This is a genomic window from Enterobacter sp. R-25 (assembly GCF_049913205.1).
Taxonomy (GTDB): Bacteria; Pseudomonadota; Gammaproteobacteria; order Enterobacterales; family Enterobacteriaceae; genus Enterobacter; species Enterobacter ludwigii.
On sequence record NZ_CP183982.1, the window covers coordinates 3,971,851 to 3,986,128 of the forward strand.

10 protein-coding genes and 1 tRNA gene are annotated in these 14,278 nt (G+C 53.7%); 8 read left to right on the top strand and 3 right to left on the bottom strand.

Annotated elements, in window-relative coordinates; translation table 11 throughout:
• Positions 1-54 precede the first annotated feature (54 nt).
• Together ACN9MQ_RS18915 and ACN9MQ_RS18920 are read left to right on the top strand one after the other, a co-directional pair.
• Positions 55-1,680: an ATP-binding protein gene (locus ACN9MQ_RS18915; protein WP_426021157.1), complete on the top strand. Its 1,626-nt coding sequence runs from the start codon at positions 55-57 to the stop codon at positions 1,678-1,680.
• Complete coding sequence (locus tag ACN9MQ_RS18920) at positions 1,670-2,362, top strand: response regulator (protein ID WP_014171591.1); 693 nt, start codon at positions 1,670-1,672, stop codon at positions 2,360-2,362. The genes ACN9MQ_RS18915 and ACN9MQ_RS18920 overlap by 11 nt, the downstream gene beginning before the upstream one ends.
• Positions 2,363-2,411: 49 nt before the next feature.
• On the opposite strand, the gene ACN9MQ_RS18925 is transcribed toward ACN9MQ_RS18920, so the two are convergent.
• Positions 2,412-4,547 carry an ornithine decarboxylase gene (locus ACN9MQ_RS18925; protein ID WP_426021156.1) on the bottom strand — a complete coding sequence of 712 codons (2,136 nt, stop codon included), beginning with the start codon at positions 4,545-4,547 and terminating at the stop codon, positions 2,412-2,414.
• Positions 4,548-4,802: 255 nt separating this feature from the next.
• Between ACN9MQ_RS18925 and ACN9MQ_RS18930 the strand changes: the two genes are divergently transcribed.
• Both ACN9MQ_RS18930 and ACN9MQ_RS18935 read left to right on the top strand, forming a co-directional pair.
• Positions 4,803-5,516: a DUF554 domain-containing protein gene (locus ACN9MQ_RS18930; RefSeq protein ID WP_014171594.1), complete on the top strand. Its 714-nt coding sequence runs from the start codon at positions 4,803-4,805 to the stop codon at positions 5,514-5,516.
• A 95-nt stretch (positions 5,517-5,611) separates the two neighbouring features.
• Positions 5,612-5,687 (top strand) — tRNA-Phe (locus tag ACN9MQ_RS18935).
• Positions 5,688-6,051: 364 nt separating this feature from the next.
• On the opposite strand, the gene ACN9MQ_RS18940 is transcribed toward ACN9MQ_RS18935, so the two are convergent.
• A complete protein-coding gene (locus ACN9MQ_RS18940) occupies positions 6,052-6,357 on the bottom strand; it encodes a DUF7716 domain-containing protein (protein ID WP_113656402.1) in 306 nt (101 codons plus the stop codon).
• A 455-nt stretch (positions 6,358-6,812) separates the two neighbouring features.
• Positions 6,813-7,340: a helix-turn-helix transcriptional regulator gene (locus ACN9MQ_RS18945; protein WP_044857798.1), complete on the bottom strand. Its 528-nt coding sequence runs from the start codon at positions 7,338-7,340 to the stop codon at positions 6,813-6,815.
• Between the two features lie 671 nt (positions 7,341-8,011).
• Here ACN9MQ_RS18945 and pgaA point away from each other — a divergent pair.
• The 4 genes from pgaA to pgaD are packed head-to-tail and all read left to right on the top strand — an operon-like array spanning position 8,012 to position 14,214.
• Entirely contained in the window at positions 8,012-10,450 is a 2,439-nt protein-coding gene (gene pgaA / locus ACN9MQ_RS18950) for a poly-beta-1,6 N-acetyl-D-glucosamine export porin PgaA (RefSeq protein ID WP_426021155.1), read from the top strand.
• A gap of 8 nt (positions 10,451-10,458) precedes the next feature.
• Positions 10,459-12,462 (top strand): poly-beta-1,6-N-acetyl-D-glucosamine N-deacetylase PgaB, encoded by a 2,004-nt coding sequence (gene pgaB / locus ACN9MQ_RS18955; RefSeq protein WP_426021154.1) that lies wholly within the window; start codon positions 10,459-10,461, stop codon positions 12,460-12,462.
• On the top strand, positions 12,455-13,786 hold the full coding sequence (gene pgaC, locus ACN9MQ_RS18960; RefSeq protein ID WP_032678962.1) for a poly-beta-1,6-N-acetyl-D-glucosamine synthase: 1,332 nt from the start codon (positions 12,455-12,457) through the stop codon (positions 13,784-13,786). Before pgaB ends, pgaC begins: the two co-directional genes overlap by 8 nt.
• A complete protein-coding gene (gene pgaD, locus ACN9MQ_RS18965; RefSeq protein WP_134179703.1) occupies positions 13,783-14,214 on the top strand; it encodes a poly-beta-1,6-N-acetyl-D-glucosamine biosynthesis protein PgaD in 432 nt (143 codons plus the stop codon). The genes pgaC and pgaD overlap by 4 nt, the downstream gene beginning before the upstream one ends.
• Positions 14,215-14,278 lie beyond the last annotated feature (64 nt).

A 14,278-nucleotide genomic window follows, 5' to 3' on the forward strand; every position in this document is an offset into this window, starting at 1 on the left:
GCGCGAAAAAAGATGATATATTGGCAATCTTTGCTGCTACCTCGCGTGATAGTTATGAAAGTATCGTTTCAGATTAAGCTGTTTATTTCGCTGGTCGCCTTTTTCTCAGTACTTTTTGCGTTACTGGGCGGATATTATTACATCGATGTCGGCAAGCAGCTTTATCAGGAAATGAGCGCACGTGCCAAAATACAGGCGGAAGAGATCGCACTTATTCCCTCATTACGTGATGAGGTTGAACAAAAAGATATCAAAGCCATCCATGATTTTATGCAGAAAATTGCCGCTCACAGTGATGCCAGCTTTATTGTGATTGGGGATAATAAAGGTCTGCATCTTTTTCATTCGGTCTTTGCCGACAGAGTGGGCAAGACGCTTATCGGTGGAGACAATGAGGAGGTCCTGCAGGGAAAAAGCACCACCACCATCCGCAAAGGGGGGTTGGGTATTTCGCTGCGCAGCAAAGCGCCCATCTTCAACGATGCGGGGCAAGTGGTGGGGATTGTCTCGGTGGGTTATCTCACCAGCTACCTTGATACCATTACCGTCAGCAAAGTGGTCAATATCCTGCTGGCCGCCGTGCTGCTGTTGATTGCGCTCTTTATCTTCTCCTGGTTCTTTACCCGCAGTATCAAGAAGCAGATCTTCTCCCTGGAGCCACGGGAAATCGGCCTGCTGGTGCGCCAGCAAAAGGCGATGATGGAGTCTATCTATGAAGGGGTGATCGCCATTGATGATGAGCTGCGCATTGAGGTGATCAACCAGGCGGCGCGCAAGCTGCTTGGCCTGAGCCAGCCAGCCCGTGAACTGCGCGGGCAGCTGATTAGCCAGGTTATCGACCCTGTCCCGTTCTTCTCGACGCAGACGATGCTGGCGAAAGATACCCATGATGAAATTTGCCGTTTTAACACCCTCACGGTGATTGCCAGCCGGGTGCGCATCATGCTTGAGGATTCGCTGCAGGGCTGGGTGATCACCTTCCGCGATCGGAATGAAATTGACTCGCTTAGCGCCCAGCTCAGCCAGGTTAAACGCTATGTCGATAACCTGCGCATCATGCGTCATGAGCAGTTGAACCGCATGACCACTCTGTCCGGCCTGCTGCACATGGGCCGCTATGAAGAGGCGATTGGCTATATTCAGGCGCAGTCGGAACACGCTCAGGAGCTGCTGGACTTTATCTCTTCCCGCTTCAGCTCCCCGACCCTGTGTGGCCTGCTGCTGGGTAAAGCCGCCCGCGCGCGGGAGAAAGGGGTCGAGCTCAGTTTTGACCCGGCCTGCCGGCTGGACAGGCCGTTCCCGTCGCTGGCTGAAGAAGAGCTGATCTCAATCATCGGCAACCTGCTGGATAACGCCATCGAAGCGACGCAGCGCTCACCGCTCCCCCATGCACCGGTCGAAGTGCTGATCAAACTGAGCGAGCAGGAGCTGATTATCGAAGTGGCCGACCAGGGCGTTGGCATCAAACCGGAGATCCGTGACAGGATATTTGAACGCGGCATCACCACCAAAACACGCGGCGATCACGGGATTGGCCTGTATCTGATCGAAAGCTATGTTACGCAGGCTGGCGGCGCGATAGAAATTGCCGATAACACCCCGCGCGGCGCCATTTTCTCACTGTTTATTCCCGCCCGGCGTCCCGCCCAGCAACTGGAAGATACCGACTATGCAACATGAACTTATCGACGTATTGATTGTTGAAGACGAGAACGAACTGGCGCAACTGCACGCGGAACTTATCGGTAAACATCCGCGCCTGAGGCTGGTAGGGATCGCCTCGTCTCTCGCTGCCGCCCAGGTCCAGCTTGAAAGCAAGCAGCCGCAGCTTATGCTGCTGGATAACTATCTGCCGGACGGTAAAGGGATCACACTGATCAATGACCCCATGCTCACCCGCGCCAACTGTTCGGTGATTTTCATTACTGCTGCCAGCGACATGGACACCTGCAGCCAGGCCATCCGGAATGGCGCCTTTGATTACATCCTGAAGCCGGTCTCCTGGAAACGCCTCAGCCAGTCGCTTGAACGCTTTGTGCAGTTTGCCGAACAACAGCGGGTCTGGAAGATTGTCGACCAGCAGAACGTCGACTCGCTCTACCAGCTGCAGGCGAAAAACTACCGTCTGGATAACGGCAGCAAAGGCATTGAGGAGAATACGCTGGCACGGGTACAGGCGTTGTTTAACGACAAGGCGACACACTGTTTTTCCGTCGACGAAGTCGTGCAGGAGACAGGATTAAGTAAAACCACCACCCGACGCTATCTGGAGCACTGCGTGGAGGCGGGGTTTCTGAGCGTAGAGATGTTGTACGGGAAGATTGGGCATCCACGCAGGATGTATAAAAGAAGTGCGGTGTGAGCCCTGACCCTCTCTTTGGGGAGAGGGCCGGGATTACGGATGACGGCGACTATGACAAAACATACCCGTACAGTCGCTTAATCCCGTCGGGATCCTTTTCGCTGTAAACGCCCTGCAGTTCCGGCGAGAAGCCTGGCAGCAGGTTGATGCCCTCCTCCAGCGCCAGGAAGTAACGCTGTACCGCCCCACCCCAGATTTCACCCGGCACCACGCACAGTACGCCAGGGGGATACGGCAGCGCGCCCTCGGCGGCAATGCGTCCGCCGGCATCACGGATGCGCACCAACTCCACCTTCCCGCGAATATACGCCTGATTCGCATCCTGCGGATTCATCGCCCGTTCTGGCAGACTCTCTTTACGGAACATTGCCTTCTGCAGATCTTTCACGTCAAAGCTCACGTAGAGATCGTGCATCTCCTGGCAGAGCTGGCGAAGGGTGTAATCGCGATACCGTACCGGGTATTTCTGGTAGATGGTCGGCAGGACGTCAGCGAGCGGCGTATCGTCTTCAATATGCTGTTCAAACTGACCCAGCATCGCCACCAGCTGCGCCAGCTTCTCACTGCTTTCGGCAGGCGTCAGCAGGAAGAGGATCGAGTTGAGATCGCACTTCTCCGGCACAATGCCGTTTTCACGCAGGTAGTGCGCAAGTATGGTCGCCGGAATGCCGAACTCGGTATATTCCCCGGTTTCCGCATCAATACCCGGCGTGGTCAGCAGCAGCTTGCACGGATCGACGAAATACTGCTCGCTGGCATAGCCTTCAAACCCGTGCCATTTAGCCCCCGGCTCAAAGCTGAAGAAGCGGCGCTCGCTGGCGATGGCGTGTGTGGGATGATCCTGCCACGGATGCCCGGCCACCATTGGCGGAATAAACGGTTTGATCATATGGCAGTTGGCAATGATCGCCTTGCGGGCCTCAATGCCCAGCTCAACACACTCCGCCCAAAGCCGGCGCCCGCTCTCCCCTTCATGGATTTTCGCGTTCACATCGAGAGCCGCGAACAGCGGATAGAACGGACTGGTCGAGGCATGGAGCATGAACGCATTGTTGAGGCGCTTGTGCGGACAGAAACGCGCCTGGCCGCGAATGTGATTATCCTTTTTATGGATCTGCGAAGTCTGTGAGAACCCGGCCTGCTGTTTATGCACCGACTGCGTCACGAAAATGCCCGGATCGTTCTCGTTCAGATCCAGTAACAGCGGAGAGGTTTCCGCCATCATCGGAATAAACTGCTCGTAGCCCACCCAGGCCGAATCAAACAGGATGTAGTCACAAAGATGGCCGATCTTGTCGATCACCTGACGGGCGTTGTAGATTGTGCCATCGTAGGTACCAAGCTGAATGATCGCCAGACGAAACGGGCGTTTCTCCATAGCCTTTTCCGGCGCAACTTCACGGATCTGATTTCGCAGGTACGCGTCGTCAAAGCACTGCGCGTCAATCCCGCCAATAAAACCAAACGGGTTACGCGCCGCTTCAAGATAAACCGGCGTGGCTCCTGCCTGGATCAGCGCACCGTGGTGGTTGGACTTATGATTGTTGCGATCGAACAGCACCAGGTCGCCGCGGGTCAGCAGCGCATTGGTGACCACCTTATTTGCAGCGGAGGTGCCGTTCAGCACAAAGTAGGTTTTATCAGCATTAAAGACTTTTGCTGCGAACTTCTGGGCATGCTTGGCGGAGCCTTCGTGGATCAGCAGATCGCCCAGTTTCACATCGGCATTGCACATATCGGCGCGAAATACGTTCTCACCGAAGAATTCATAGAACTGCCGTCCCGCAGGGTGTTTTTTAAAAAATGCACCGTGCTGGTGTCCCGGACAGGCAAAAGTACTGTTGCCCATCGCCACGTACTGGCTCAGGGTGTCAAAAAATGGCGGCAACAGATTGTCTTCATACCGGCTGGCCGCCGTCTCCAGTTCCAGAAACTCCTGAGCTTTACCTGATATCACTGCCGTTGCGCCATCAGGAACGTCTGACGGCTCTTGCGAGTAAATAAACACCGGAAGCTGAAAGCCCGTGCGTTTAAGCAATGCCAGAATGCCGCTGCAACTTTCCGCGGGGGTAATGACGACTGCCGCCACATCCGTAAAATCAGTGTTATCCAGCGTCACCTTTTCGCGGTGCGTAGACACAGTAGAGACCAGCTCGCGGCTGACGGCGATTTTCATGGTTTTCATAAGTGCAGTTACCCTCACCGAACGGTGAGACAGGAGTAGATAATATCGATACGGGTGAGCGTTCGCGCAGCGACAGACAACATCATCATTGGCGGCTCCGTACACAGGAAGGAGAAATTTCGCGCAATCATGTCACCTTTTATTTTGAGGTGCAAGAAGCAATCAGTATGCGTTAACCCGCCTAAACCTAAGCTTAACAGGCCTCTGGCGTGTCATAATCCTGCAATACCCATGATTAACTAACAGGAGTTCACGGTGGTTATCGGACCCTTTATCAATGCCGGTGCCGTATTGCTGGGCGGCGTACTTGGCGCCGTGTTAAGTCAGCGGTTGCCGGAGCGCATTCGCTCTTCCATGCCCTCAATATTCGGCCTGGCCTCGTTAGGTATCGGCATTTTGCTGGTGATTAAGTGCGCCAACCTGCCGGTGATGGTGCTTGCCACCCTGCTCGGCGCGCTCATTGGCGAGTTCTGTTATCTGGAAAAGGGTATTAACAGTGCGGTCAGTAAAGCCAAAAACCTGATTGCCCACCCGGGCAAGGCGAAAAACGGCACTCACGAGTCGTTTATTCAGAACTACGTCGCGATAATTATTCTTTTTTGCGCCAGCGGCACAGGCATTTTCGGTTCAATGCAGGAAGGCATGACTGGCGACCCCAGCATATTGATTGCGAAGGCGTTTCTTGATTTCTTCACGGCCACCATTTTCGCCACGACCCTCGGCATCGCCGTCGCCGCGATTTGCGTGCCCATGCTGCTTATCCAGCTGGCCCTCGCTACCTGCGCCACACTGATCCTTCCTCTCACCACGCCGGCGATGATGGCCGACTTCACCGCCGTCGGTGGCCTGCTGCTGCTGGCGACAGGGCTGCGGATATGCGGAATAAAGATGTTTGCGGTGGTGAATATGCTGCCCGCGTTGTTGATTGCAATGCCGCTATCCGCGCTCTGGACGCACTTTTTTGCTTAAGTTTACGGCGAACTGGTGAGAGAGTGTGCAGTCCGTTACGAAAACAACAAATTTCGTTGACGGCAGAGGGCATATCAGGTTTAATGCGCCCCGTTGCCCGGATAGCTCAGTCGGTAGAGCAGGGGATTGAAAATCCCCGTGTCCTTGGTTCGATTCCGAGTCCGGGCACCACTCATTTATAACCCTCGCTTCGGCGGGGGTTTTTGCTTTCTGAGCCAACAACTTGTTGGTTCACCAGAAGTAAACACCCTTACCTCTCCCCCAACTCCACTTCCCGGTGGTACAAAATGGGCGTTATGATAAAACCCACCAAATACCGAAACGGCGCCGCTTAGTATATCCGCCAAGCAGTTCCTCAGGGGAAGGTAAGAATCGGTACAAGGTACCGTGCCAGCATCAGCCGAGGGAACAGCGTCAGCAACGTGTGATTTCTATGACGAGCACTCCCTGCATAGATAGAATCCACACGGGGTGCTACGACGGGCTTAGCAAGCCTGCAAAGAAGTCTTTATACGATTAAAGAGGTTTTCAGTTTTCAGTCCTGAAAATCATCGTTTTCCAGGTAATAACGAACCGCGTAGAGAAGCTCACCACTCCCTGAGGCAGGATTATGCTCTAGCTTATTGTCAATGATCGCCTTAAAAATTGGCGCTTCAAGGAAAGTGTCGTAGTTATCTTCAAAATCCATTTCTTCGTCTTCGTTTTCAGCAAAATAATAACGACCATTGACTATATCTTCTTCTGAAGAAAGGCTGAACGATGGCGAAACATACAGCCAACCTACATCAGGCAAACCATCTTTCATTTGTAGCAATTCGTTAAAACCATTAATGACAATCATTTAAACCTCCACTATTTTCTGCAGGACGTCCCGCCACCCCATTTATTACGACCACCAGTTCCATCAGGATGGTAAATTTTATGGTAGCTTTTATGATCATTAAAATTTGCTAACTACAGTGCCGAGGGGTGTCACCATGATGCCACGCCCTCCCTTTAGGCGATAACCATTTGAATTTACGATATCTTAGCGATCGAACTTGCTCCGCTACACCGGGGTCTTTGCCTTGTCACACTCGTTCAAAATCAGAGTCCACTTTCAAATGCTTGTATGCTCTGAAGAGTCCAAAGTATGTTCATGGAACACATAGTACACCTTAAGCCTGGTTCAACCTTCCACGTGACCTAATTGAATTCTGCGAGATGGAACGCCCCCACCTCCGGTTCAAACTAACGGAACAAGTTATAATGTAGCGCACCCTCGTGGCGGGTTTTTGCTTTTGGGGTAAAGCAAAGCTAGGGATCGTTCCCATCCGAATCCAGCAGTTTATTTTTAAAGATAAACAAACAAGCCTCGTTGAAGTTCTCTGCCCCCAGCCGTTCTGAGAGCGCGGTCCGTTTGCGGTAGAGGCTTTTAATCGACGTATTCAGTTCCTGTGCCACCTCTTCCATCGCCATGCCAGCCCTGAGCAACCGCAGCATAATGGCTTCATGCGTGCTCAGCCGTAAGTTCAGCAGCCACTTTGTTGTCAGACGTTTGCCCTTCATGTTGAGCACCAGGTTGAATAACGACGCCATATCGGGTGCCGTGAGCGACGTGTTCATGAACAACTTCATGCTGAGCAGATTCTCCTCGCGATGCCGCATATCGAGCATAACGCAGCAGATTGTTTTTTTCGTTCTGGCCGGATGGCGTATCAGGTAATCATATAAACGCAGCGGTGCACGGCTATCAATCAATACAGAATATTCATCTGCGCCGTTATCAAATATCTTTCTGTCAATGGAGTCCAGCAGGATTATATCCGGAAAAAATATCCTCATCCCCCTGACAAGGTAGCGATCCTGTGTCACTAACACTATTGAAGTTGCCACTAACCATCCCTTTTAGATTAAAGCAAGAACGACCCTTCGGAAAGAAGTCCGCCTTCGTTTTATAGCGCTTTTATATTAACGATAAATGTATTCTGGCTTTGATTGACCCTCAATTCGCACATTCATTGATACGCCTTCCCATAGACTATCATTCAATGGCTGCCATTAATTATAAGTAAAAAACAATCTCAGAAAAGTCACTTTTATGGATATTAAGAATTTTTGTCATGAAACTTCCCAAACATGCACCGGAAAGTACTTTAATTCACACCAATAAGGCACATTAAAAATATAAACAAATTTGTCACAATATAAATAAAAACCAATAAAATCATAAAGTTACAAATATAAACTCATTTCAAAATAATCGTTTAGGACAGCTCATTACAGAATTATCTCAAAACAACCACCCTGCTTTTCAACATATTTATCTGCCAACATATCGGGTGTACATTACCAGCCACTTAGCCCTGACCATAAGGACCCATAATTACCTTTAAGTAAGTACCCCATAACGTAACTGCATTCAGATTAAACGTTCTCATTTATGGCCTTTAACCCCGTGCTTAAAGGCGGCCGTGTTATGCAATGGATTTATGATAAACAAATGGCAAATAGATATGGAAAGATCACTTCGCTTCAATACGTTATTCTTTTACCGCACTCCCGCTTTATTGTTTCTGTTATTACTTTTCCCCTTTCTGGTTCAGGCAGCAGAATCAGTATATGAACAACAGATTCAGCAGGCGCGTAACGGTAATTACGCACCTTTTCTGCAATATCTTCAGCGTTATCAGCAGCAACATGCCCTGACGCCTGAGCAGGTTGCGGACTGGTTGCAGGTGGCGTCCTGGGCGGGTCGTGATGACGACGTTATTCAGGTCTGGCTGCGTTACAAGGTTTATATGCCTCTTCCTGCCCGTGGCGTGGCTGCTGCTGCTCAGGCAAGCCGAAACCAAAAGGCGTGGCAACCTGCGTTAATGCTCTGGAAGGAGGCGTGTAACCTTGCACCGGATAACGACGATTATCGCATCGGCTACATCAAAACCCTCGCCGACGCCCGCATGGATACACTGGCTCTGCAGGAAGCACGGCAACGGGTGGCGGAAAAGCCCTCTCTGGCTCACCTCCAGACGCTCTCTTATGTCTATTCACGCCAGGGGAAAAACCAGGAGCGGCTTTTGGCAGACATCCGTGCGTTGAATAGTGCGCCAGCGGATGACGCCCTTCGTACTGAGTTGATTGATGCGTTAACAGACAACCGGGCCGACACGCCTGCCCTGCGGCTTTCACAAACGGTGACGCTGCCCCCCGCGCAACGTCGCCGCCTGGCACTCAACGCCGCCGCCGAAATGGTACGCCTCGCCGATGTGCCTGCCCGTACTGAAACAGAGCGTTTGCAGCTCGCGCAAGCGGCGCTGAACCGCTATGACGAGCTGCTGTCCCGCTGGCAAAACGAACCTCAGGCAGCGGAGGACGTTATCCGGGCCCGTGTCGATCGGCTTGGCGCGCTTCACGCCCACGGTGATTATCCACAGGTCATCAGGGAATATCAGGCGTTAACGTCGGCTCAGCATCCCGTGCCGACCTGGGCAATTGGCTGGGTTATCTCCGCGTATCTGGAGGAGAAAAATGCCGATGCCGCCCTCTCGCTTCTCAAACGTTATCCAGACTATGCGCCGGATCCGCAGGACGACGATCATGCGCTCTTCTACGCCTGGCTGGATACCGGGCAGTATCAGGCCGCTCGCCAGTATGTTGAGAAGATAACCCGTAACACGCCCTGGACCCGCTACGATTTCGGTTCGCCAACCCCGCAACCCAACGATCAATGGCTCATCGGGCAGTCGCTCACCTTTAACTATTTGCTGATGACCAATGCCCTTCCGCAAGCCGAAAAGCTGGCGCAACGTCTGGCTGCGTCAGCGCCGGGAAATCAGGGATTACAGATTGATTACGCCACCTTACTTCAGGCGCGGGGTCTGCCGCGGGCGGCGGAGCAAAAGCTCAAAATGGCCGAGACGCTGGAGCCATCCAATATCGAGCTGGAACGGCAGCAGGCCTACGTCGCAATGGATCTGCAAGAGTGGCGACAGATGGATTTACTGGCCGATGACGTTATCGCCCGCGCGCCTGTCGACGGGAGCGCCCGACGTCTGGACAGGCTCAGAGACGTCCATCATCTGTCCGAACTGCGTCTGAACGCGGGCAAAGGACTGCACTCTGATAACCCCGTCAGCGGCACACACGATCTGAGCTGGGATGCCACGCTCTACGGTCCGCCCGTCGCGGATAACTGGCGGCTGTTTGGTGGAACCCGATTTGCGCAGGGCAATTTCGACGAAGGCAAAGGCAGCAGCCGCCACCTGTTTGCCGGCATCGAATGGCGGCCTCGCGACCTTCTGGTCGAAGCAGAACTCTCCGGTAACCATTATCACGGTGCAAACAAGCCCGGTGCTCGCCTCTCGGCGGCGTACAGCCTGAACGATAGCTGGCAGGTGGGCGGAAACCTTGAACGTCTTTCACGCACGACGCCTTTACGGGCACTGCGTAATGGCGTCAGCGCAAACCGGGGAGAAGGCTGGGTCCGCTGGTATCAAAACGAACGCCGTGAGTACCAGTTTAACGCCTCTGCCAGCCACTTTTCCGACCATAACCGCCGCCAGGAGTTCGCCCTTACGGGGAAAGAGCGGCTGTGGCAGACACCCACCCTGACGCTGGATCTCGAGCCGGGTATATCAGCAAGTACCAACACCCTGCGGGACACGCTCTATTACAACCCGGAGCGGGATCTCTCCGTAACGGCAGCCCTGTCCGTCGATCATCAGATGTACCGCCATTACGACACGCTCTGGAGCCAGCAGGTCGTTCTCGGCGGCGGGGAATACTGGCAGAAAAATCAGCCTGCTGGCGCCATCGCCCTGCTGGGTTACGGGCAGCGCATTCAATGGAACAACGTCATTGATAGCGGCGTGATGCTGAACTGGGACAAGCGCCCTTTCGACGGTAAACGAGAAAGCAATCTCTCCGTCACGTTTGATGCGAATTTACGCTTTTAAGGATGAATATGCTGAACAAACGTTTTTCTGTGAGCCTGATAATTATCGGCTGGTTATGCCTCAGCGCGAGCGTCTGCGCTCAGGCCCTCTCGTTTATGTCCCCCCAGGAACGGCCACAGCCTGAGGCGAGTAAACCCTGGCCAAAAAACCATTTTCTGGTTCTGGCCTACCATGACGTTGAAGATGATGCAGCCGATCAGCGCTACCTGTCCGTTCGTACCAGCGCCCTAAACGAGCAGATCGGCTGGCTTGTGCATCACGGTTATCACGCCATTAGCGTGCAGGATATTCTGGATGCGCATGAGGGCAAAAAAACGCTGCCGCCCAGAGCCTATTTACTCAGTTTTGATGATGGCTACAGCAGTTTCTACACCCGCGTCTGGCCACTTCTTCAGGCCTGGAACGTCCCTGCGCTGTGGGCTCCGGTGGGCAGTTGGGTAGATACACCAGCGAATCAGCAGGTCAATTTCGGCGGACTGATGACGCCCCGCGAGCGCTTTGCAACCTGGGATATGGTGCGGGAGCTAAGCCAGTCTCCGCTGGTTGAGATTGGCTCGCATACCTGGGCTTCGCATTACGGCATACCGGCTAACCCACAGGGAAGCCGTGAACCCGCCATCGCCAACCGCTTTTACGATAAAGCGACGGGGCGTTATGAAACCGATCGGCAGTTCAACCAGCGGATCGCTGATGACGTGCGCAAAGTTACCGACAAAATTACCCGGGTGACGGGAAAAGCGCCCCGCGCCTGGGTCTGGCCCTATGGCGCCGCGAACGGCACATCGCTCGCCATCGCCAGAAAGCAAGGTTATCAGCTGGCCTTTACCCTTGAGGATGGGCTGGCGGATGTGCGCGATCTCGGCAATATTCCGCGTCTTTTGATTTCCGGAAATCCCTCGCTCAAATCCTTTGCCAGCACGGTCAGCCAGATTCAGGAGGCCGATCCCGTGCGCGTCATGCATGTCGATCTCGATTATGTCTACGATCCCGATCCGGCCCAGCAAACCAACAACATCAACAAACTTGTCCAGCGGGTTTACGACATGAAAATCAGTCATGTTTTCCTGCAGGCGTTTTCCGATCCAGTGGGCGATGGCACGATCAAAGCGCTCTACTTCCCTAACAGCCGGCTTCCGGTGCGCGCCGATCTGTTTAATTTTGTCGCCTGGCAGCTGCAAACCCGTGCAGGCGTAAAAGTCTATGCGTGGATGCCGGTGCTCTCTTTCGATCTCTCACCCGCACTCCCGCGGGTACAGCGCTGGGATCGTCAAACGGGCCAATTGCACGAGGCTACCGATCCCTATATCCGCCTCTCCCCGTGGAACCCCGAGGTTCGTCAGCAGGTCACGGAAATCTATGAAGATCTTGCCCGCTACGCCAGCTTCAATGGGATCTTATTTCACGACGATGCGGTGCTGACAGACTTTGAAGATGCCGGCCCGGATGCCCTGCGCGCCTGGAATAACCGCAGCATCGCCGCGATGCAACACGATCCGGCCGCCCTTCATGCCTGGAGTCGCTTTAAAAGTCAGACGCTCATCGGCTTTACCCGCAGCCTTAGCCAGGCGGTGAAAAACATACGCGGCCCGCAGATTAAAACTGCGCGGAATATGTTCGCCCTGCCCATCCTGCAGCCCGAGAGCGAAGCGTGGTTTGCACAAAATCTGGATGATTTTCTGATGACCTACGACTGGACGGTTCCGATGGCTATGCCGCTGATGGAATCCGTTCCGGCCGAGGAAAGCGATGCCTGGCTCACGCGGTTGATCGCCGCCGTTGCCGCACGGCCCGGTGCGCTCAATAAAACCCTTTTCGAGCTACAGGCCCGGGACTGGGAGCAGAAACCTCAACGTGCCGTGCCCGACACGCGTCTGGCGCAGTGGATGCGCGTTCTCCAGCTGAACGGCATCAAAAATTATGGTTACTACCCCGACGATTTCATCAACAACCAACCTGATATTTCACGCATCAGGCCTGAATTCTCTTCGTACTGGTACCCTGACAATGACTGATCGCATTATCGCATTCTCTATTTTATGCCTGGTATTCGGGTTGCCTCTGGGCGTGGCTGCCCTCTTTACCGGAGAACTGATTCTGGATTTTGTCTTCTTCTGGCCACTGTTCATGTCCGTGCTCTGGATAACCGGGGGGCTCTATTTCTGGTTTCAGCTTGAACGGCACTGGTCATGGGATAAGCAGACGCCCGCTCCCACGTTAGACGGCGATCCATTAATTTCAATCCTGATCCCGTGTTTCAACGAGGAAAGAAATGCCCGGGAGACCATTAGCGCCGCGCTGGATCAGCGCTACCCCCATATCGAAGTTATCGCGATCAACGATGGTTCTTCCGACAACACCGCAGAGGTGCTGCAGCAGCTGGCGCAGGAACAGCCGCGCCTGCGCGTCATTCACCTCGCAGAAAATCAGGGAAAGGCGGTGGCGCTTAAGGCCGGTGCGGCGGCGGCGCGCGGCGATCTGCTGGTCTGTATTGATGGCGATGCCCTGCTCGATCGTGATACCGCAGCCTATCTGGTAGAGCCGCTGATTAAGTATCCCCACGTCGGGGCCGTCACCGGGAATCCGCGTATTCGCACACGATCAACGCTGATTGGCCGTATTCAGGTAGGCGAGTTCTCGTCGATTATTGGTCTCATCAAACGGACGCAGCGGATCTACGGCAGGGTCTTTACCGTCTCCGGGGTTATTGCGGCCTTTCGCCGGCAGGCGCTGGCAGATGTGGGGTACTGGAGCCCGGATATGATCACCGAAGATATCGACATCAGCTGGAAGCTTCAGCTTCGACACTGGGATATCTTTTTTGAGCCGCGGGCGCTGTGCTGGATCCTGATGCCAGAGACGTTAAAAGGTCTGTGGAAACAGCGTTTACGCTGGGCGCAGGGCGGTGCAGAGGTCTTTCTGGTTAACCTTCGCAAGATCGTGCGCTGGGAACATCATCGCATGTGGCCACTGTTTTTAGAGTACGCGTTGTCAACGCTGTGGGCATTCGCCTATGCGGTGACCGTTTTGCTGTTCATTGTCAGCCATATCATTACGTTACCCACAAACCTGACCGTCGAGAGTCTATTTCCTCCTGAATTTACCGGGTTGCTTCTGGGGGTCATGTGTCTGATGCAATTCCTCGTCAGTTTGTATATCGAGCGGCGCTATGAAAGAAACGTGGCGAGTTCGCTTTTCTGGGTGATCTGGTTCCCGATGGTGTACTGGATGATTGGTCTGTTCACCACCCTCGTCGCCTTTCCAAAAGTCATGCTTAAACGTCAGCGTGCACGTGCGCGCTGGATCAGTCCGGACCGGGGAAAAGGAAGCATTCAATGAACGAAAATACGCTAATTCTGACTGAACATCGGCTATTGCCCCGTCTTTTTGATGCGGTGCTGACGCTGCTGGCATGGGGAGGTTTTCTGTTTTTTCTCTATGCCAATCTGTGGATGCAGGTAACCGAGGAGAGCAACTACCGCTGGGGCATTATTATTGCCTCGTTTAATACGGTGCTGATCTATTTGCTGATCGCCGCGCTTAACGGCTGGCTGCTCATTCTGTGGTATCAGTACAATCGCCGTCGCGCCCAGGTAAGGCGGCGGCGTCCCGATGACTGGCGTCACGATGAGCTGGCGAGAAGCTTTAACGTTCCCCCACAAATCATTTCAGAGATGAGTCAGTACAATTTGCTGACGGTCTATCATGACCAGATCGGCCGCATCATTGACCTGAAGATAAGTCAGCAGCACGACGAGCATCCCTGAGCCGCCGGAAAACGAAAAACACCCGCAAGGAACACTTGCGGGTGTGTGTTGACAGCCGGAACAG

Bases quoted from the DNA above. Each gene is read 5' to 3' on its own strand.
- ACN9MQ_RS18915 (WP_426021157.1), top strand. From the start codon at position 55: ATGAAAGTATCGTTTCAGATTAAGCTGTTTATTTCGCTGGTCGCCTTT.
- ACN9MQ_RS18920 (WP_014171591.1), top strand. From the start codon at position 1,670: ATGCAACATGAACTTATCGACGTATTGATTGTTGAAGACGAGAACGAA.
- ACN9MQ_RS18925 (WP_426021156.1), bottom strand. From the start codon at position 4,547: ATGAAAACCATGAAAATCGCCGTCAGCCGCGAGCTGGTCTCTACTGTG.
- ACN9MQ_RS18940 (WP_113656402.1), bottom strand. From the start codon at position 6,357: ATGATTGTCATTAATGGTTTTAACGAATTGCTACAAATGAAAGATGGT.
- ACN9MQ_RS18945 (WP_044857798.1), bottom strand. From the start codon at position 7,340: ATGAGGATATTTTTTCCGGATATAATCCTGCTGGACTCCATTGACAGA.
- pgaA (WP_426021155.1), top strand. From the start codon at position 8,012: ATGGAAAGATCACTTCGCTTCAATACGTTATTCTTTTACCGCACTCCC.
- pgaB (WP_426021154.1), top strand. From the start codon at position 10,459: ATGCTGAACAAACGTTTTTCTGTGAGCCTGATAATTATCGGCTGGTTA.
- pgaC (WP_032678962.1), top strand. From the start codon at position 12,455: ATGACTGATCGCATTATCGCATTCTCTATTTTATGCCTGGTATTCGGG.
- pgaD (WP_134179703.1), top strand. From the start codon at position 13,783: ATGAACGAAAATACGCTAATTCTGACTGAACATCGGCTATTGCCCCGT.